An 18,867-nucleotide genomic window follows, 5' to 3' on the forward strand; every position below is an offset into this window, starting at 1 on the left:
AAAACCAAGATCACCCGACGTGACGAAGCGACTACGGCCGCGTACCGGAAACAGATCTTGAACTGTGAATGGTCACGGCTCACGGGTCGGGCAGATCTCAGGGGCGAACAGTCATGGAACCGGCCCGCTGCCGGCCGAGATCGTCCTGCCGCGCGACGTCGCCGGGAGAATCCGGGCCGCGCGGTCGAGCGGCTGAACGCCCCGCCCCGACGGCTCGCCGTTCGAGCTGCACCTTTCCACCACCGGCTGACCGGGACTGAGCGCCGGAGGGCCCGAGAAATGGTTTGCCCACCCGGTAGCTCTGTGTCACCGTTCGGCCTGGACCGGCAGTTGATCATCTGCGGCCGGTCGACGTCGACGTATCGACGGCCTCTCGGGGATCCACCGCAGAGGTGACGAAACGATGGGAACCGGTGCCGTGGGGAACAGTTACGAGGACAAGTGCCGCCGGGCGTTGGCCGAGGAGCAGGCGAAAAGCCTTGCCCTGACCAACAACTGGGAACATGTGGACAAGGAGCAGGTCCACCAGGACTGGGACGTCCTGTACCGGGAGATCACGGCATTCCTGGACGGCGGCTCCCTGCCAGGGGACCAGCAGATCCAAGAGCTCGTCCGCAGGCACTTCGACATCGTCAGCCGGTTCTACACGCCCTCGAGGGAGGCTTACGTCGGCATATCGCTCTTCTACGCCGAGGACGAGGCCATGAGGGCGTTCCACGATTCCTACCACCCCGGGATGGTGGAGTTCCTGGGCGCCGCGATCAAGGTGTTCGCCGAGCAGGGGAGCGGGTTCGCCCCCCGCGCAGGGGCCGAGGCTTCGGCGTAGTCGGGCGACACGGGCCAGGATCCGCAAGGGCGGGGTTCAGCGTCCGGGGTGTCGGGCTGGTGCCCAGGCAGCCTCGTGCCTGAGGACGACTTCGCCTGCGTCTTGTGTGTGAGCGTTCTGCCGACGGCGTGGAACGAGGACCCGCCGCGTAAGACCGCGGGTCACAGCCACTCGTCAATGGTCGCGACGAGGACGCCCGAGATACCAGATTTGGCAGAGCAGGCGCAACCGCCGGAGGCTCGGCTTCCGCAGTGTGCGGGTCGACAGCGGACCGGATGGGAGCTGGGGGGAATGGGGGCCCGCTCCGCTCTGTGACTTCCCGTAGACGTGTTTGGACGTGAGTTCTGCAGTCACTCGACCGTTGAGCCAGGTCAGATTGCAGTGATGTCGCTCTGAGCTGCCTAGTGGGCGGCCGTGGCGGAGAGGATCGAGCCCCACGGCCCTCAGTGGCGCGCCAAGGCGGTTTGCAGTCTCCGCGCACGGCTCGTCGGGCAGGCGGTTGAGAGGACATGATGGGCGATTGCACGGTCGAGATGACAGCTTCGGACGATGGTGTCGTGGGCCTGGTACGAGGCGAGATGGACCATGAGAGCCGCTCGGCGTTGACCGAGGGTCTCAACCGACTCATCACTCGCAGTGCCCGACTCATCGTGCTGGAGCTGTCCGAGGTAACCTTTTGCGACTCATCTGGGCTCAACGTGCTGCTACTGGCCCGGCTGCGGGCGAACGAGCACGGTGCGGAACTGGCCTTGGCTCGTGTGCCGCAGCATCTACTGCGCATGTTGGAGATGACCGGAATCAGTCAGGTTTTGTCGGTCTATGACACTCCCGCCGAGGCTGAAGCGGCCCTCTCCCGCTAGTCGACGGGGCCTGACACTGATCACGTACTCCCATGCCGCAGCCGTGCCCGACCAAGCGGGAACCACGAAGGCATCAGACAGTCGCGGTGAAGGACACGAGAATGCCCCTTGACCAACGATCCAGGCCAGGAGCCGTTCTAACTGCACCTCGCGCTCGTGCGGGCTCAATGTGGGAAGGTGCGCGCTGGACCAGTGCAGCGCCGCCCCATGCGTAGGCACCGGTCTTGCGCGCGCACTGCCGTCGCGACGCTTTGTGGCAGCATTCGACGAGGTTCGAATGAATCGTCAGGGCGCGCGAGGGCAGGACGGGGCATGATCGAGCTCACTGAGCGCTTCAGTTGGCGGATGAGCGCGCCACCTGGCGGGGCTGAGCCGTAGATGGCGGTCGACTCGGCTCAGGCCTGTGCCGCTACGGAGCGCACGGAGGGAGACGGGCCCTCGCTCGCGGGCCGCTCCTATGGCAACGGGCCCGCTTGTTGATGTCGAGCAAGGTGACTTGCTCGCTGTACCCGTCGTGTTTGTCCGTCGATCACGCACTCGACTCCGGGGCTGATCCGTGAAACGGCTCTCCGGGGCGTTGTGCGTGGATATGGCGCACGCGCTTCACCGTCACCGCCGCCGGGAGACCGGCCAGGAAGAGAGACAGTCCCACCGGGAGCACCCCCGACCACACCGTCGGTGAGACATACGCGGTGCCGGATGTGCCGTCCACCAGCCACGCGCGGACCGGTTGCGAATCGATGTCGCCCTCGACGGGGACTTCGAACGACGAGTCGCCGTCGTCCGGGGTGAAGATGCCTGAGCAGGACGTTGACGTTCCCGCATTGGCCACGGTGTTGTCGTACGTCCGGCAGTCGACTTCGGTCACGGTGCCGGGCTCGCCCCACAGCGCTGCCCGAAGCTCTGCGGTGAAGTTCGTCAGTACGACGTAGGCCAGCAACAGCCCGACCAGACAGGCCAGCGCCAGCCACGGGGCGGGTCCGACCTGCTCCCGCCCGCTCTGTTGCCCGTCCAGAACGTTCCCACCCTCGCTCATCCCCACCCTCGGATCGCCGACGGACCTCCATGGTGACCGATCCGAGACGCCCTCGGAAGTCCGCCATGACGTGCTGGTGGGCTCGCACGATCGTCGAGTCGACCGGCACCGGGTCAACGCCCTTACCCCACCATCAAACTTCCCGGGCACCGCACCGCCGGCTGAGAAGCCGGGCACCAGGAACAGCGGACCTCAGCGCGCCGGGAAACGCAGCCACGCCGAGCGCAGACGCTGCCCGTCCTGCGGCCGCGGCAACGCCCTGCATACGGGCGCCGACAACTGGCCCGACCCCGACGCCCACGCCTGCGTGACCGTCACCGAGTGCCGATGGCGCGATCAGGGCCTGTGCGACTACCGCGAAACCAGCGAGCGGCGCATGCCGCCATTGCCTTCAGGACCGGATCGGCGAAGTTGCTGACGGCTGGTTCCGTCCGCCCGTACGCACACGACCTGGCCAGCTTGCTCGGCAGGTCCGCGGACGACCCGGGCCACGGTCACCGGGTCCGTGGCACCTGCCAAGGCCAAGGACCCATCATTTCCGGGTGCTCGGCCGGCAGGAAGGGCTGAACAAAGACGTCCAAGGACCCTCCGCAGGTCAGGCCGGTGGCGAAGGCGTCAGTACCCAAAGGACTCCACTGTGCAGGCGCCGGATGCCAGGGCTTCCTGGCACAAGTCGTACACGGCGCCCTCCACGCAACTGCCGGACGCACTTCCGATGACAGCCCTGTCGACACCTACGGCCAGCGCTGAACCGGGTGACCGGGGAGCGCTCCCGTGGACCGCCACCATGGTCGCGACGGCGAAGGCCCGCCCCTCCTCGTGCCAACGGAGCAACTGGTCTCTCAGGTCCAGCACGGTGCTCATTTCCCTGGTCGGATGGTCCTGAGACGTGCGGACGCGTCTTCACATACGTTCCGCGCCGGCCTTGATCGCTTCCCGGATGCGGTTGTAGGTGCCGCAGCGGCAGATGTTGCGGATCTCGTCGAGGTCCGCGTCGGTGATCTCGCGGCCGGCCGCCCTGGCCTGCCTGACCTTGGCGACGGCGGCCATGATCTGTCCGGGCTGGCAGTAGCCGCACTGTGCCACGTCGTATTCGAGCCAGGCCTCCTGCATGGGGTGCAGGTCGGCGTCGACTGTGTCGGCGAGGCCCTCGATCGTGGTGATCTCGTCGTCCGGGCCGATGTCCTTGACCTCGACGGAACAGGGGTTGAACGCCTTGCCGTTGACGTGGGACGTGCAGGCCTTGCAGACGTTGATGCCGCAGCCGTACTTCGGGCCGGTCACGCCGAGCACGTCCCGCAGGACCCACAGCAGCCGGACGCTGTCGTCCACGTCGACGGTGACGGGCTTGCCGTTGAGGATGAAGGTGTGGGTGCTCACGTGGGCTCCTCAGAAGGTGTGGCTCAGGCCGTCGGACGGCGACTGGGGGACCGGCGGGACGAACGGCTTGACCTCGAAGTCGACCGTGCTGTGGTTGACCGGGAAACGCGTCGGGACCGTGCCGGTCGCCCGCGCGTAGGCACACGCGACCGCCGCCACGGACGCGGCCACGCCCGCCTCGCCGGCGCCGCCGGGCTGCTGCGAGTCGGAGGGCATCACGACGCACTGGAAGTCAGTGGGGACGTTCCACTGACGGGTGTAGAAGTAGTTGTCCCAGCTGGCCTCGAGGAAATGCCCGTTGCGCAGGTGCAGGCTGCTGGTCAGAGCGAGCGCGATGCCGTCCGAGACGCCGCCCATCATCTGGGCCTCAAGCCCCTTGGGGTTGATCACGAGTCCGGCGTCGACGGCGATGACCGCCTTTGTGACGCGTGGCCCGGTCGCACCGTTCGGCACTTTCCGGTTCACCGTCTGAGGGCGGCAGTCGATCTCGACGAGCACGGCGGTCGCGCCCTTGTACTCGCTGTGGATCGCGATGCCCTGGGCCGTTCCCGCGGGCATCGACCGGCCCCAGTCACCCACCTCGGCGACCTTCTTCAACGCCGCCTTGACCCGCGCGTTCTTCAGGAACGCGAGCCGGAACTCGAGCGGGTCCTTGCCCATCTTCTTGGCGAGCTGGTCGACGACCAGCTCGTTCGCGCACGCCACGTCGGGGGAGTAGATGTTGCGCATGCTCCCGGTGTTGAACCGGGAGTCGGTCTCGCTGAGCAGTTGCGTCACGACACCGAAGTTGTACGGCAGCTCCTGGGTGAGCGTGAAGATCGTCTCCGAGAACGCCAGCCCGCCGAGCCCGGTGGGCAGCCGATCCGCCGTCGCCGTGATCATCTCGCCGAGCCCGTGACTGAAGTCGGTCACCACACTCGTGTGCCGCTGCTCGAAGGTGAGCACCTGTCCGGCCAGATACGTGGCCCGGATCCGGGACGTGGCCATGGGGTGCACGCGGCCCTGCCGGGGCTCGTCCGCGCGGTGCCACATCAGCTTGACCGGCTTGCCCATGGCTTTGGAGATCTTCGCGGCCTCGATCGCGGCGTCGCCGAAGAGTTTGTGCCCGAACGAGCCGCCACCCGTTATGACGTTGACCGTCACTGCGGTCTGCGGCAGTCCGACGGCCTTGGCGATGTCGCCCTGCGCCACGATCGGTGACTTCAGGCCCGCCCACACCGTCGCCCGGTCGGTGCGGACGTCGGCGATCGCGCAGTTCGGCTCCAGCGCCGCGCTGCTGCGGAACATGAATGTGAAGTCCGCCTCCACCGTCTTGGCGAGCAGCGGGATGTCCGGGACTGCCAGCGGCAGTTCGGCCTTCCGCAGCCGCGCCAGGATCGTCTCGTCGGACTCACCCTCCACCGAACCGGCCGCCCACTCCACTTGGAGCGCCCGCACCGCGTCGATGCACTGCCCGAACGTTTTCGCGCGCACCGCGACCCCGGTGTCGACCACGGCCACGTCCGTGACCCCCGGCAGCGCGAGCACCTCCGCCTTGTTGCGCACCGACTTCGGCGACCCGTTCAGCGTCGGAGGCCGGCACACCATGGTCGGCAGCGCGTCCGGCACCTGCAGATCCATCGCGTACTTCTTCTGCCCGGTGACCGCGAGCCGCGCGTCGTCACGACCGTGCGGCTTGCCGATCACCGAGAACTCCGAGACCGGCTTGAGCTCGGCCTCGACCATCTTGACCGTGCTGCTCGCGGCTCTGACCGCCAGCTCCCCGTACGACACCGACGATCCGTCCGGCGCCGAGATCACCCCGGCCTTGGACTTCAACAGGCCCACGACCGAGCCGAGTTCGATCGCCGCGGCTTCGAGTAGCGCCTTGCGGGCGATCGCCGCGGCCACCCGCACCGGGGTGAACATCGACACCGTGGTGTTCGACCCGCCCGTCAGCTGGTTGAGCAGCAACTCCGGACGCGCCGGTGCGAGCGTCACCCGTACCTTGTCGACGGGCAGGTCGAGCTCCTCCGCGATGATCATCGCCGTGGAGGTGGTGATGCCCTGTCCGACCTCCATGCGCGGCAGCTCGAACGACGCCGTGCCGTCCTCGTGCAGCACGATCCTGATCAGTGCGGACGTCGGCCGCGCGGCGTCGGTCTGCATGTCCTCCAGGTCGTACAGCTCCGGGATCTGCGGCACGGAGGGCACCGCCGCGTGAGCGGGCGCGCCCAGCGGGAGTTCGGCGGCGACAGCCAGGGTGGCGCCGGCCAGCACATACCCCATGAACGTGCGGCGTCCGATCGGCGCGCGTTCACCGCGACCAGAGGTGCGGCTCCCCTGGGCAGGGATGTCGGTCATCAAGCCTTCCTTTCCGATCCGGTCGTCCGCTCTGCTGCCCTGTTCGCCGGCGCACTCGGGCAGGACAGGGGGCGGGCTGTTCCTGGGCAACGAGAGATACAAGGGCGACTAGGCGCGGGCAGGCAGGTGTCAGCCCTCATCGGCGAACGGAACGAGGGTTTCCGTATGCGGGCGGGTCAGAGACTAGGTCCGCAGCACGTCGTGGTCTAGTGGCCGAGCACCAGTGAACTGGGCCAGTGAACTGTGCAGGGACACAACAGGTCACGCTGGACTCTGGTCGGCGAGCCACCTCAGTCAGAGTCCGCCAGCCGAATTTCCCGCCTACCAGGGCCTCACAGAACGACGGTGCCGAGACGTGCGGCCTGCAGGGCTACGGCGGTCGGGCTGGTGACCGTGGCACGGGTCTCAGGTCACGTCGACGTAGTCGCCGGAGGAGTTGCTGGCACCGGTGGTGGTGTTGCCGCTGTACCTCCAGCGCCAGGTGCCGTCCTGCGAGGCTGTCACGCTGGTCTTGAGGTAGCCGCTACTGCTGGCGGTGACCGTCTTCACCGTGGAGTAGCTGCTGGAACCGGCGGGCTTGAACTGCAGTTTCACCAGCCGGTCACCGTAGTTGTCGTAGCGGTGCCGACTCCAGTTGGCGCGCTGCACGGTGCCGGTGACGGTGATCGGCCTGCCCTTTGCGACGGGTTCGGGGGACGCGTTCGCGTTCTGGATACGCGAGGCACGCTGGAGGCGGACGGTCGCGGAGAGCAGGTCGGTGTCGTAACCGCCGTTCTTCTTGATGCCCGTTCCGAGGGTCTTCCACGTCGCGGCGTCACTGTTGACGAGATGGTTGCCGTTACCGCCCGACATGCCGTCCGGGTCGATGGTCATCGTCTCGTCGCAGTCGCGGAAGGTGTAACCCCCAGCGGAGGACGTCCGGCAGCCCCACTGCGTCGTGGAGATCGCGAGCAGGTACTTGGTGGACCCGTTGGTGCGGTACGCCTCGACCCACCAGTCGTCGAGTGACACGTTGCTCTTGACCGTGTAGGTCAGCGGGGCCTCGACCTCGGCGCTGAGGCCGACGACGATGGGCTTACCGTTGTTGAGGACGACGTTCGCGAACGAGATGTCGCCTTCGGCCGCGTGTGCCGCCGGCGCCGTGAGCCCCACGCCCACCAGCGCCATACCCCCGGCCACCGCCGCGGCGGCTGCCCGCCGCACGGTCGCCGGCATTCTCCGCTGCGCAGCAGCAGAATTCACAGTGATCAATCCCCACCCCTGAGTCGAGTAACTGATCGGCGGATCGATTAGCGCCGCCGGAACTCTAGATCATCCAGGAGCGGTACCCGGCACCGCTTCACACCCGATGGCAGGCACGGCCGACAGATCCGGCCGAGTCGCACGGGTGGTTGACTGTGCTGGTTGCAGACCACGCAGTGGTGCGGTGCACGTAAGCATCCAGGCCCCCCGGCAAGGCCGGACCACAACGCAGCCGGCAACGGACACCAGCGCGCACAGGTCGAGGCCGTCGCCAGGGCGACCACCATCAAGGTTCCTCCGCCTGCGCCCGGCCGTTCTGCCGTTGCAGCGGAGCGATCAGACCCCGCATATAAGCCAGTGCGGACTCCCGCGACGTGGCCAGGTTGGTCGTTGGTGTGGATATGGGCGGGGACCTGCCGGCCACGCAGGCCCGGACCGCAGGCCGGCGAGCCTCTGACGAGGCGGCGAGCGCAACGCGGCGCATCTGGGCGAAGGCCTGGCAATGCCGGCGGCACTGCGCGAGGCGGTCCGCGACACCGCCTCCCACACGGACCGGGACCGCTACCGCACCGCCAGCACGACCAAGGCCACCACCACGGCCGTCGCGTACGCCACCAGAAGCGCCGGAGGCAGCCATGGCTGGGGCAGGCGCGCGGCACGGGCTCGGCGAGCTCGCTGCGCGCACTCGCCAACCCCGGTCAGACCGCCGAGCAGGCTCAGCACGTAGATCCAACGATGCCAACCCGTGCTGTCATGGACCAGGGCGAACGCGCCGCCGCCAGTCATCACCGCCGCCCACAGGTACGCCGCGAACGGCACTACTGCGGGCTTGTCCTTGTCCGTCAAGCCTTCCGACACGGCTCCGCTCCCCTTTCACTGTGCAATCACGGACGCAGCCGGGCAGCCGCGGGTTGCCGGCGCCTGCGACGATCGACCGTTCCCGGACATAGCCGAGCCGGGAACGCTGTCGAGATTTCGCACCGCGCTTCGGCCGGGCAACCAGCGCTTGTAGCGGTCGGTCGCTTCGGTCGCTGGTGTGCTCCAACTCCCGCCAGACTGACCGTCTTTGACTGGCCCCTTACTGCGATTACAGGCTGACCGGGTCGAGGCGTTGGGGGCCGTTGTTGCGGACGTTGTTGACGGCTGTCGACACGGGGCGGGCGTCGAGGTGTCCGCCGGCGGGCTGGCCGAGGAGAGCGCGCAGGTGGTCGGGGTCTTGGTGGGTGGGGTCGAGCCAGGCGTCGTAGTGGTCCTCGGCGAGCGCCAGCGGGATGCGAGGGTGCACGTGGCCGGCTGCGTCGGTGGCGCTGGCACCGTACGCGACGGCGGGCGGCGGACACACCGCAGCCAGTGGCACGGCCCCCACAAGACGTGGCTCGCGCGGCAGCGGTCAGTCAGCAGCCGGGGTAGGTGCGCTGCTCGTCCTCGTCGTCCGTGCCGGGGGCGGTGATGTCCTCCATCCACGCCTCGGGCGGGGGCTCGCCGGCGAGGACGGCGGCCGGGGCGCGACGCGCGAGGCGCGCGTCCTGTGCTGCGTAGGAGGCGCGATTGCGCTCAACCGTGATCGCTCATGAGTAGGGCGAGAAGTGGTAGATGATCAACGCTGCCATGGCGGCGGCGAGCCACGGCCTCTTGATGCTCAGTCCTCGACTGTGCCGGTCCAATTGCCACACACACGTGAGCAGGGAGAACAGCAGGAGCGCACCTGCGAGCACTTCAACGATGTGGGATCTTCCTACATGGAGCATGACCGGAATGTAACTATGCGCTGCGGCCTTCCGTCCATAGGCGGTGCTGGTCAGCCCTGTGTTCGAGTCCCGGCCCGGCCGCCACACCACTGGCGTTCCCGGTCTGCCGAGACGGGTCGCGCCGCATGAGAGTTGGGCGAGCGCGGCGAGCACGGTGGCTGCCTCGGTGTAGGAGGCGAGGAGCCGTCCGGCGTCGCTGTGCCCAGGTGCAGCTCCCGCTGGGCGCCGCATCCCGATGTGCCCGGGCCTGCACGTCCGGACTGCCGGCCTGTTACTCACTTTCGGGTGAACCGTCTTCTGGGGCCGCCACCGCCGCGGACACCGCCACTGACCCCCTACCAGCGGCGGTAGGTGACGCCAGGCGGTGAGCCGGCGCCCACGACGGGCCGTCCCACCCAGTGGGGAGGCCCATCGGCCGTGCCAGGCCACGCACCATGCGGCCTGAGGCACGTCACACCGGTGTTGAGGCGGGCGTGGTCAACAGGTTGACGACGTGTCGAGTCGGAACTGGGCTCTCTGCCAGGCCGCGGATCATGGCTCACCGCCCTTACCCCAACCGCGAGCGCGCCCGCCGCCGGATCGACCGCCGCACCGGCACCGTCACCAGCTGGGCTCTGGGCAGCTCGCGTACCGACGCCACGCCTCCCGCAGTGGACGGATTCCGCGCCGATGGGTACCGCCTCTCCAATCGCTGATCCGAGGTGCCCGCGAAGCGGAGAGTAGTGCCGGAGACGTGACGCTTGCCGGCGCCACCCTGACCTCCACGCTCCCCTGCACCGTCCCTTGGAGGAGCACCTCTTACGCTGGGCGCCCCCAATACTTCCCGAAACGCTACGCCCGGCTGGGTCAATATCTGTGCTCGCGAGCTGAGATTTCAACGGAACGGGCAGACAGATTTCCAATCGCATTAGGCGGAGTGGGATTCTTCACCGTACACAGGCCGCTGCGGCGTGCTACTGTCGATGTCGGTTGCAGTTGTGGTTCCCAAAACTTCAAGTGCCCTCGGGTCGGTATCTGTGCCACCGGAGGCGCTTTTGTTATCCGGTTCTTTTTCCGGACGGGGTGATCATCGCGGCGACACGAGGTCCGCGCAGTGCGGATCCCGATGCACTGCCCCGAAGGAGAAATGACATGGCTGCTGGTACCGTGAAGTGGTTCAACGCGGAAAAGGGCTTCGGCTTCATCGAGCAGGACGGCGGCGGCGCCGATGTGTTCGCCCACTACTCGAACATTGCCGCCCAGGGCTTCCGCGAGCTGCAGGAGGGCCAGAAGGTGACCTTCGACATCGCGCAGGGCCAGAAGGGTCCGACGGCCGAGAACATCGTTCTCGCCTGACGCTGACTGTCGCGTACTCGTAGCTGGGGCCCGCGTCCTTCGGGGTGCGGGCCCCAGCTACGCGCATTTTCCCGCAGTGGTTTCGCCTGCGGACGCCCACCAGGAAACCGGTAGACGTACTCCTTACGGAGCATCCTTCAGGGGTGCACGCATCCCTGCGCATCCCTTCACGGCTTCATCGCGGTGGACTCCCGAGCATTGCGTCCGCTTCGCGCCACTCACTCCAGCTCCTCTGCCCGCACAGATTTTTCGTCGGTCAGATTCGCTTTCGCATTCCACCGGTCCATTCTTGCAATTCTCTGTGCTGCTGATCGCTGCGGGAATTCCTTGATATGTGCCGCGTCGAGGAAGGTTCCGCATGAACCGCACACGCACGAACGACCGCTTCACCCGCACCCGTAACGGCAGTGCCGAATCCGGAAGGGGTGCCAGCCGATTCGGTTCGTCGGCCAGGAGCCGCTCCGCCGGGCCGAGCCGTTCCGGTGGTTACGGCCGCCGGCCCGCCGCGGCCCAGGGGGAGTTCGCGCTGCCCAGGACGATCACTCCCGCGCTCCCCGCCGCGGAGGGCTTCGCCGATCTCGACATGCCCCGGGCGCTGCTGGGCGCGCTCAGCTCGCAAGGCGTGACCGTACCCTTCCCGATCCAGGCCGCGACCCTGCCGAACTCCCTCGCCGGCCGCGACGTGCTGGGCCGTGGCCGCACCGGTTCCGGCAAGACCCTCGCTTTCGGGTTGGCGTTGCTGGCCCGTACCGCAGGGCAGCGTGCCGAGGCCAGGCAGCCGCTGGGGCTGATCCTCGTACCCACGCGTGAGCTGGCGCAGCAGGTCACCGACGCGCTCGCCCCGTACGCCCGCTCCGTGAGGCTGCGGCTCGCCACGGTGGTGGGCGGAATGCCGATCGGCCGGCAGGTGAGCGCGATGCGCGGTGGCGCCGAGGTCGTCGTCGCCACACCGGGACGTCTGAAAGATCTCATCGACCGCGGCGACTGCCGGCTGGACCAGGTTTCCGTCACCGTCCTCGACGAGGCCGACCAGATGGCCGACATGGGCTTCATGCCGCAGGTCACCGCCCTCCTCGACCAGGTCCGCCCCGAAGGCCAGCGCATGCTGTTCTCCGCCACTCTCGACCGGAACGTCGACCTGCTCGTGCGCCGCTACCTCAGCGACCCGGTCGTGCACTCCGTCGACCCCGCGGCCGGCGCGGTCACGACGATGGAGCACCACGTGCTCCACGTTCACGGCGCCGACAAGCACGCGGCAACCACCCAGATCGCCGCACGCGACGGCCGCGTGATCATGTTCCTCGACACCAAGCACGCCGTCGACGGCCTCACCGAGCACCTCCTGAACAGCGGGGTACGGGCCGCCGCCCTGCACGGCGGGAAGTCACAGCCACAGCGCACCCGCACGCTGGCCCAGTTCAAGACCGGACACGTCAGCGTGCTGGTAGCGACCAACGTCGCGGCGCGTGGCATCCACGTCGACAACCTCGACCTCGTCGTCAATGTCGACCCGCCGACCGACCACAAGGACTACCTCCACCGCGGTGGCCGTACCGCCCGCGCAGGAGAGTCCGGCAGCGTCGTCACCCTGGTCACCCCCAACCAGCGCCGCGGCATGACCCGCCTCATGGCAGCGGCCGGCATCGTCCCGCAGACCACCCAGGTCCGCGTCGGCGAAGAGGCCCTGCACCGCATCACCGGCGCCCAGGCCCCCTCCGGCATCCCGGTCGTCATCACCGCACCGGTGGTGCAACGCCCCAAGAAGCGCGGCGCCACCTCACGCGGCCGACGCCGCCCCGTCCCGGCGGCCCGCCGCGCGCCCGTACGGCAGTCCACCGCCGGTGCGGCGGCATAGAACCGTGGTGATCAGGAAGCCGGCCCAACTCCGCAGGAGGCACCCTTTGACGCTGAACCAGACGCAGTTGCGCCCGGCGAGCGCCCACCCCGCGCACAGCACGGTGGCCGACACCATGGACGCGGCCGGACCGCAGGTCTGGGAGGACATGACCGTGGAGGTGGCACTGTCCGTGATGGCCGCCGCCCGTACAGGTCATCTGGTCGTCTGCGACGAGGACGGCTCGCACACCGGCCTTGTCACCCGGGCCGGGCTCATGGCCGTTCGTGACGGTTCCGCGTACACGGACCGGATCCGCCTGCGTGACATCGCTGACGTCATCGGGCCCTTCGCCTCGCCGCCGGCCACGGGGGCCGAAGCAGAGCGTGCGATGCGCTGCCGCCGGCTCGGAACCCCGCCCGTGGCGGGGGGACACGACAGCGCCCTGGACGTCGTCGCCCTCTCCCGCTGAACCACCCTTGCCCCTGGCCGGCCCGTCGAGCCGGCTTCCGCAACGCTCGGCGCTCCCCCTCTCCGCCTGACTTACGGACAGGTCTGAGCCGAACGAGCAGTGAGGCCCCACCGGCGTGAGCGAATTTCAGGGGGCGTAGCAACACCGCGGCGAGTCGATCAAGCCGCGAGCAGACTGTGCAGGCGCTCGGCCGGGGTCTCCCAGCCGAGCGCTTTGCGTGGGCGGCTGCTGAGTTCGGTGGCGACGGCGTCCAGGATCTCGATGCCCTGGTCCCAGGTCAGCGACCGCATCGGGGAGGCGGGAGGGGCTGGACGGTCTCGGTGAGCGCGTTGCGGAGCGGCGGCGCCGTCGTTGCGTGGGAGGTGCACGAGCATCAGGTGGTGGGTGCTGCGTTCGACCCGGGTGCCGATGGCGGAGCCGTTCCTCTCGCCGACCATCAGGTCGCCTTCCCAGTGCTGGACAGCTCGGTCGGCGGCATCGGCGGGCAGTGCCGGAGGGGCGGGGCCACCGTAGCGACCGGACCGGTGACCGGACTCGGAAGCGGGGGCGCGCTCCGGCTGCCGCGCGCCCAGCTGGTGCCCCTGTCCGCCCCGCCCTCGTCGTACAGCACGGCGGTCGAGCGGTGCCGGCAGGTCCTTCACGACTGGGCTCACTCGGCGCGCTCTCCGACGCGGAGCACGCTCAGGTAACGGCGGGATGCTCGATCGCCCATCCGCGTGCGGATGCGCTCGGCGATTGCATCGAGCAGGGGCTCACGGACGTCGCGGTCGAGCCTCCGGTACAGCGACAACGAGCGAAGGTGATCGGCAAAGCCGTCCCCGTTGAACCACTGCACGGTCGGGTACCAGCGCACGATCATTGGGCCGAACAATTCTCCGGGGTCGTCGACCAGACCCCAGCCCTCGTCGGTGGTGCGCACGTCGTCCTCCAGGGGAGGGTGACCCCAGCCGGGGTTCCCGGGGCAGAACCGCTCGTGGAGATCGGCGGTCTCGGCGTACACCTCCGGCTCTCCAACTCGGCGGACGACGACGTTGCCGAGCAATGCCATCCAGCCTGCGGGGCGGAGCACATCGTGCGCTCGCTGCCAGCCGATCGACGGGTCGACCCAGTGCCACGACGACGCAGCCACAAGGACATCGAAGCGTCGACCGCGGTCGTCCCACTCCTCAAACATCGACGTTTCGACTTCGACGTTGCCGAAGGCGGCGATCCGCTGGCGAGCGAGTGCGGCCATGTCCGCGCCCGGCTCGATGGCGGTCACCGAGCACCCGAACGCTGCCAGCGAGCGCGTCGTCTGGCCGGTACCGCAGCCCACCTCCAGCACCGACGACCTTTCGTCCATGCCAGTGACGGTGACAAGGTCCGCGAACAGTTCGTCAGGGTATCCCGGCCGGACCCGGTCGTAGAGCTCGGGCACTTCGTTGAACACTCGGCCGAGATCCTGTCGATTCGGGCGCATCTGCGGATCATCAGTCACGAGCGCACAAGTTATGAGGCTCGTCCACGCGGCGCCACTGGTTTAACGGCAGCTCCTCAACAGCAGCCGTGCCGGTCTTTTCTGTCTGCTCCGCCAGCACCGTTCGGCCGTGGACCCCTTCCCAGGCAGCCGCCAAGAGCGCCCGCTCTCCCTTCCAACCGCATCTCGGCGGTCTGCTCGATCTGGTGTTTGAGCAGGGTTTTGGGCGATGGCCGCGCAGCGGCTCGCGGCTGTGCCGACCTGCTCCAGCCAGTCGGCGAACTGGGCGGCGAGCGTACCGACTGAGCCGGCAGCGGCGTGGACAGCACGCTTTTCGCCGGGCCGCACGCGCGCGGCGGTTTGATCAGGTCGTAGGCGGTCGGTACGCCCCACCCGAGACCTGCGGCTGTCCTCAGCGGCATGTTGCCGATGCCGAACGTGAGCGTGACGGGTGCCAGGACCACCTCGGCGTAGGCGTCTGAGGTGATCGGAGCGGGGACAGGCTCAGGGACACAGCGTGCGTCTACGCCCTCGCCGACCGCGGCGATGTGACCGGTGCTGGTGCCCGCCGAAGGGCTCACCACCGGCCCGTTGGCTGAGGGGGTTGCCGGGTTCTGTGCGCAGCCGTCTTCCTGACCCGCCGTCGCGGTCGCCGCCGCCGTCGGAGGAGCAGCCATGCGCGTCGTGCCGCGCGCGACGGCCGGGCGAGGCCTACGCGTGGTCCCGCACGATGATCTTTCCGGTGTTCTTGCCGTGCAGCATGCCCAGGAATGCGGCCACGATGTGCTCGAACCCGTCCACCACCGTCTGGTCCAGCGTCAGTCGGCCACTCTGCAGATGGGGGACGGCGAACTCGTACAGCTCGTCCTGCAGGCCGCGGTAGTTGCTGACCAGGAAGCCCTCCATACGGAGGCTCTTCTCCACGATGTCCGAGTAGTTGAAGTACGGCGGGGGCGCGTAAGGGTTGTTGTAGCGGCTGATGGTGCCGATCCGGACGATGCGCCCGAACTCGCGCACTGCGCCCACCCCGGCGGCCAGTTGCTCGCCGCCGACGTTGTCGACGAAGACGTCGATGCCGTCCGGTGCGGCCTTGGCGAGCAGTTCAGCGGCTTGGCCGTCATGGTAGTTGAACGCTGCGTCGTAGCCCACCTCCCGGGTCAGGTGCTCGACCTTGGCCGCCGAGCCCGCGCTGCCCACGAGTCGGCCGGCGCCCAGCAGCCGGGCGAACCTGCCAGTGGCCGTACCGACGCCGCCGGCTGCGGCGGAGACGAAGAGGTCGTCGCCCGCGCGGAGCCGGGCGATGCGGGTGAGGGCCACGTAGGCGGTCAGTCCGGTGCCGCCGAGGACGCTCAGGTACGCCGTCAGGGGAACCCCGTCGAAGCGGGGGAGTTTACGGATCTCCTCGGGTCGGACCACGGAGTGCGTGCGCCAGCCCTGCCGGTGGAAGACGATCTCGCCCTCGGGTAGCTTCGGCGTCCGCGAGGCGACGATGCGCCCGAGGGTCCGGCCCTCGAGCGGTGTGTGGAGCGCGAAGCCGCCGGGCACGTCGTCCATCATCTCGCGGTGGTACGGGTCGACGGACCAATAGAGGTTCTCCACGAGCGCGGTGCCGACCGCAGGAGCGGGAATCGCGGACTCGACGAAGGCGAAGTCCTTGGTGGTGGGAAAACCGTGGGGGCGGGCGGTCTGCTGGACGGTGATCGCGTTCTCGGTCATGACGGGACCGTAGGACGGGAATGGAGCCCTCGGGCAGGCGGTTGGGCTCATGTGACGCCCCGTTCCATGAGCAGTTCTCATACCTTGAGGTGAGCGCCCTGTGGCCCGCACGACCGACACCGATCTCGCGCCGCAGGAACTGCGCATTCTGGTGGCGGTTGCGGACGCCGGCGGCTTCTCGGCCGGGGCCGACGCACTCGGCCTGACACAGTCCGCGGTCTCCCACTCGGTGCGCGGCAGCGAGCGCAAGATCGGCGCCGTCCTGTTCGAACGCGGCCGCAGCGGTGCGAAACCCACTCCGGCGGGGGAGAGGGCTGTGACGCATGCACGCCGTACTCTGCGGCTGCTGGACGTGCTCGTCGCCGAGGCGCGGCAAGCCGCCCAGTCCGAGGCGACGCAGGGGCTCGAGGGCCCGCTGCGGATCGCGGCCTTCCGCAGCACCGCGTTGCACCTGCTGCCGCCGGTCGTGCAGCGGCTGCGCGCGAGGTATCCCGGGATCGAGCCGCAGGTGCGGATCGTGCGCGAGGTCGGGCGCGGCACGGCGGGCGAGGTGGCCGACGGGCGGTCGGATCTCGCCATTGCCACCTTGGACGGAGCGCAGCTGCCAGCGGGGCTGGTGGCGAGCGGACTGTTCGAAGAGAGCTACTCCCTGGTGCATCCGGCCGGACACCCGGCTCCGCGCTCGCTGCCGCTCGTCGACTGGGCCGAGAACTGCGGCTCGTACACCCGTGCCTGGTGGGGCGCGCAGGACTGGATCCCGAGGGCCACCATCGAGGCCGAGGACGACGGAGCAGTGCTCTCGTTCGTGAGCGGGGGGTACGGAATGGCGATTATGCCCGCGCTCTCCCTGATCGGAGCGACGGACTCGATCGAGATCACCGATCTCGGTCCGGAGCGCCCCACGCGCCGTGTCGGCTATGTGACCACCCCGGAGCTCGCCGGCTCCGCCGTCGTGCGCGCTCTGGTGCGGGAGCTGCGGGCCGAAGGCTCCGCCCTCTGATGGGGTCCAGCTCCAGCCGACGGCGCCTTTGGCGATCAGCCGCGCGGTCCCGGCCGCACGTGTAGGCCAGCGGCGGGATCAGCTCCTCGGCGTCCGGCAGCCACTGGTTCGCGGGGGTCGGCCGGCAGGCCCACTGCACGGCGCCCCGGGAGCCGAACAGGGTCGGGGGAGCGGTGACGGAGTTCCCCTCATCTTCGACTAGCCCTGTCACCCGAATGGAGCAACATGACGTGCCACCCACATGGGTGAAGATCAAGCTGGCTAGTGCCCCAACCAAGGCAATCCGTGAAAGGGAAATCGGATGCGCATTCGACGAATTTTCGCCGCCGCCATCGCCACGGCCGCCTTCGCTGGACTCGGCCTCACAGGCGCCGCCACCGCCACCGCCGCACAGGGTGCCCCGTCTGACGTCACCCCTTCTCAGTGCACGCAGGGCGGCGGAACGGCCGATCTGACGGACAACACCTGTAAGGGCGGTATGTACGACGGGCAGAAGGTCGACTAACCCCACAAGGCGCCCCGCAGCCACGCGCCGCGGGGCGTTTTGGCGCGAAAATCGCAGGGACTGTGCCGACTGCCGACCCGACCCCGCGACCGGACCGACCCCGCGCCCCGTCGGGAACGCTAATTGACATCCTCGCCCGCCTGAAAAAGCGCGCTTCCCGTCTGCCGCACCGTTTGTCGGGTGCGGTTCCGGGTGGGTTTCAACGCTTCGCCGCGCTGTTCGGGGGCGGGTCCCCGCTTACCTGCGGTCCACGGGCTGTCACGGCCTGTCCGGCCGCCTTGGCGACGTTGACCGCCGCGTTGATGTCCCGGTCCAGGACGGCCCCGCATGTACCGCAGGTCCACTCTCGGACGTGCAGGGGCTTGGGGCCGTCCTGGACGCCGCACCGCGATCACACCTGGGAGGTCGGCTGGAACCGGCCGACCTTCACGAAGGTGCGCCCGTACCGGGCGGCCTTGCACTACAGCATGGTCACGAACGCCGCCCATCCGGCGTCGTGGACTTAGCCATACGCGTGCGGGCAAGTCCTTTCACTGCCAGGTCCTCCCGGCGACCGCTTGGTTTCGCGGAGAGCCGGCGGTGGAACTCGCGGCGTGCGTCGGCGACCCGGGCGTGTCCGCATCGAGAGAGTTAGAGCTTCCAGACCGGGGCTGGCCATCCACGCGACCACCGCCAGGGATAGCCTTGCCCTCCGTTCGAAGGTCCCTGGAGGCTCCCTGTGCACACGACTGTTTTCCTGCTGCGGAGCGCGCTGGGTCTTGGTGGCGGTCTGGTGTTCATGTGGGAACTGAACCGCCGGGCTTCGGGTGCAGGCTGGAGGAAGCAGCGGGTCTTCTCTGCGGCGGGGGCTGTGGTGCTCGCCGGGCTGCTTGCAGTCTAGGGATGGTCAGTCGACATGCCCCTCCCATGCCCGTTGGGTCGGGAAACAGCGGGGAACCGCGGTCGCTGGCTGACAACGCTCACGAGAACGGCCCCTGACCGAGCCACTAGGTCAGGCCGCTCTCACTGCTCACGCGCGGACCCTGGTCACCGGCACCCCGCGACCGTGGCTCGACGAGTCGGGCAACGACTGCCCTTCGGGCCACGCGGCGGTCGTCACGACCTTCGGGCAACC

General features: G+C 68.6%; 17 protein-coding genes and 3 pseudogenes. 8 read left to right on the forward strand and 12 right to left on the reverse strand.

Annotated elements, in window-relative coordinates; all coding sequences use genetic code 11:
- Positions 1-418: 418 nt before the first annotated feature.
- Both ACFYU0_RS07065 and ACFYU0_RS07070 read left to right on the forward strand, forming a co-directional pair.
- A complete protein-coding gene (locus tag ACFYU0_RS07065; RefSeq protein WP_389298396.1) occupies positions 419-826 on the forward strand; it encodes a TipAS antibiotic-recognition domain-containing protein in 408 nt (135 codons plus the stop codon).
- Between the two features lie 533 nt (positions 827-1,359).
- Positions 1,360-1,686, forward strand: coding sequence for an STAS domain-containing protein (locus tag ACFYU0_RS07070; protein ID WP_389298398.1), 327 nt, complete (start codon positions 1,360-1,362; stop codon positions 1,684-1,686).
- Positions 1,687-2,215: 529 nt separating this feature from the next.
- Here the strand turns inward: ACFYU0_RS07070 and ACFYU0_RS07075 are convergent.
- The 7 genes and pseudogenes from ACFYU0_RS07075 to ACFYU0_RS07105 all read right to left on the reverse strand — a co-directional run.
- Entirely contained in the window at positions 2,216-2,722 is a 507-nt protein-coding gene (locus tag ACFYU0_RS07075; RefSeq protein ID WP_389298400.1) for a hypothetical protein, read from the reverse strand.
- Between the two features lie 615 nt (positions 2,723-3,337).
- Positions 3,338-3,586 (reverse strand): XdhC family protein, encoded by a 249-nt coding sequence (locus tag ACFYU0_RS07080; protein WP_389298402.1) that lies wholly within the window; start codon positions 3,584-3,586, stop codon positions 3,338-3,340.
- 39 nt (positions 3,587-3,625) lie between these two features.
- Positions 3,626-4,102, reverse strand: coding sequence for a (2Fe-2S)-binding protein (locus ACFYU0_RS07085; protein WP_351669453.1), 477 nt, complete (start codon positions 4,100-4,102; stop codon positions 3,626-3,628).
- A 9-nt stretch (positions 4,103-4,111) separates the two neighbouring features.
- Positions 4,112-6,445 (reverse strand): molybdopterin cofactor-binding domain-containing protein, encoded by a 2,334-nt coding sequence (locus ACFYU0_RS07090; protein ID WP_389298404.1) that lies wholly within the window; start codon positions 6,443-6,445, stop codon positions 4,112-4,114.
- A gap of 405 nt (positions 6,446-6,850) precedes the next feature.
- A complete protein-coding gene (locus ACFYU0_RS07095; protein WP_389298405.1) occupies positions 6,851-7,648 on the reverse strand; it encodes a hypothetical protein in 798 nt (265 codons plus the stop codon).
- A gap of 600 nt (positions 7,649-8,248) precedes the next feature.
- The gene (locus ACFYU0_RS07100; RefSeq protein WP_389298407.1) at positions 8,249-8,545 is read right to left on the reverse strand and encodes a hypothetical protein; all 297 of its coding nucleotides are present in this window, start codon (positions 8,543-8,545) and stop codon (positions 8,249-8,251) included.
- Between the two features lie 229 nt (positions 8,546-8,774).
- Positions 8,775-8,993 (reverse strand): annotated as a pseudogene (locus ACFYU0_RS07105) (SOS response-associated peptidase family protein); the annotation flags it as partial.
- Positions 8,994-9,968: 975 nt separating this feature from the next.
- On the opposite strand from ACFYU0_RS07105, the gene ACFYU0_RS07110 reads away from it, so the two are divergent.
- The 4 genes from ACFYU0_RS07110 to ACFYU0_RS07125 all read left to right on the forward strand — a co-directional run bounded on the left by ACFYU0_RS07110 (position 9,969) and on the right by ACFYU0_RS07125 (position 13,076).
- Positions 9,969-10,130, forward strand: coding sequence for a hypothetical protein (locus tag ACFYU0_RS07110; protein ID WP_389298409.1), 162 nt, complete (start codon positions 9,969-9,971; stop codon positions 10,128-10,130).
- Between the two features lie 436 nt (positions 10,131-10,566).
- Positions 10,567-10,770 (forward strand): cold-shock protein, encoded by a 204-nt coding sequence (locus ACFYU0_RS07115; protein WP_210867802.1) that lies wholly within the window; start codon positions 10,567-10,569, stop codon positions 10,768-10,770.
- A 358-nt stretch (positions 10,771-11,128) separates the two neighbouring features.
- Entirely contained in the window at positions 11,129-12,625 is a 1,497-nt protein-coding gene (locus ACFYU0_RS07120) for a DEAD/DEAH box helicase (protein WP_389298411.1), read from the forward strand.
- 46 nt (positions 12,626-12,671) lie between these two features.
- A complete protein-coding gene (locus ACFYU0_RS07125) occupies positions 12,672-13,076 on the forward strand; it encodes a CBS domain-containing protein (protein ID WP_389298413.1) in 405 nt (134 codons plus the stop codon).
- A 382-nt stretch (positions 13,077-13,458) separates the two neighbouring features.
- Here the strand turns inward: ACFYU0_RS07125 and ACFYU0_RS07130 are convergent.
- From ACFYU0_RS07130 to ACFYU0_RS07140, 3 genes and pseudogenes are all read right to left on the reverse strand, one after another.
- A pseudogene (locus ACFYU0_RS07130) lies at positions 13,459-13,561 on the reverse strand (IS30 family transposase); the annotation flags it as partial.
- Between the two features lie 164 nt (positions 13,562-13,725).
- A complete protein-coding gene (locus ACFYU0_RS07135; RefSeq protein WP_389298415.1) occupies positions 13,726-14,553 on the reverse strand; it encodes a class I SAM-dependent methyltransferase in 828 nt (275 codons plus the stop codon).
- Between the two features lie 690 nt (positions 14,554-15,243).
- A complete protein-coding gene (locus tag ACFYU0_RS07140) occupies positions 15,244-16,248 on the reverse strand; it encodes an NADP-dependent oxidoreductase (RefSeq protein ID WP_389298417.1) in 1,005 nt (334 codons plus the stop codon).
- Between the two features lie 100 nt (positions 16,249-16,348).
- Here ACFYU0_RS07140 and ACFYU0_RS07145 point away from each other — a divergent pair, with 100 nt between their 5' ends.
- On the forward strand, positions 16,349-17,248 hold the full coding sequence (locus ACFYU0_RS07145; RefSeq protein WP_389298419.1) for a LysR family transcriptional regulator: 900 nt from the start codon (positions 16,349-16,351) through the stop codon (positions 17,246-17,248).
- A 43-nt stretch (positions 17,249-17,291) separates the two neighbouring features.
- On the opposite strand, the pseudogene ACFYU0_RS07150 reads toward ACFYU0_RS07145, so the two are convergent.
- Positions 17,292-17,438: pseudogene (locus ACFYU0_RS07150) on the reverse strand (DNA primase); the annotation flags it as partial.
- Between the two features lie 111 nt (positions 17,439-17,549).
- On the opposite strand from ACFYU0_RS07150, the gene ACFYU0_RS07155 reads away from it, so the two are divergent.
- Positions 17,550-17,753, forward strand: coding sequence for a hypothetical protein (locus tag ACFYU0_RS07155; RefSeq protein WP_389298421.1), 204 nt, complete (start codon positions 17,550-17,552; stop codon positions 17,751-17,753).
- A 199-nt stretch (positions 17,754-17,952) separates the two neighbouring features.
- Here ACFYU0_RS07155 and ACFYU0_RS07160 read toward each other — a convergent pair whose 3' ends face one another.
- Positions 17,953-18,111, reverse strand: a complete 159-nt coding sequence (locus tag ACFYU0_RS07160; protein WP_389298923.1) for a zinc ribbon domain-containing protein — start codon at positions 18,109-18,111, stop codon at positions 17,953-17,955.
- Positions 18,112-18,867 lie beyond the last annotated feature (756 nt).

The sequence above is a fragment of the Streptomyces sp. NPDC003720 genome, from assembly GCF_042875075.1.
Classification (GTDB): domain Bacteria; phylum Actinomycetota; class Actinomycetes; order Streptomycetales; family Streptomycetaceae; genus Streptomyces.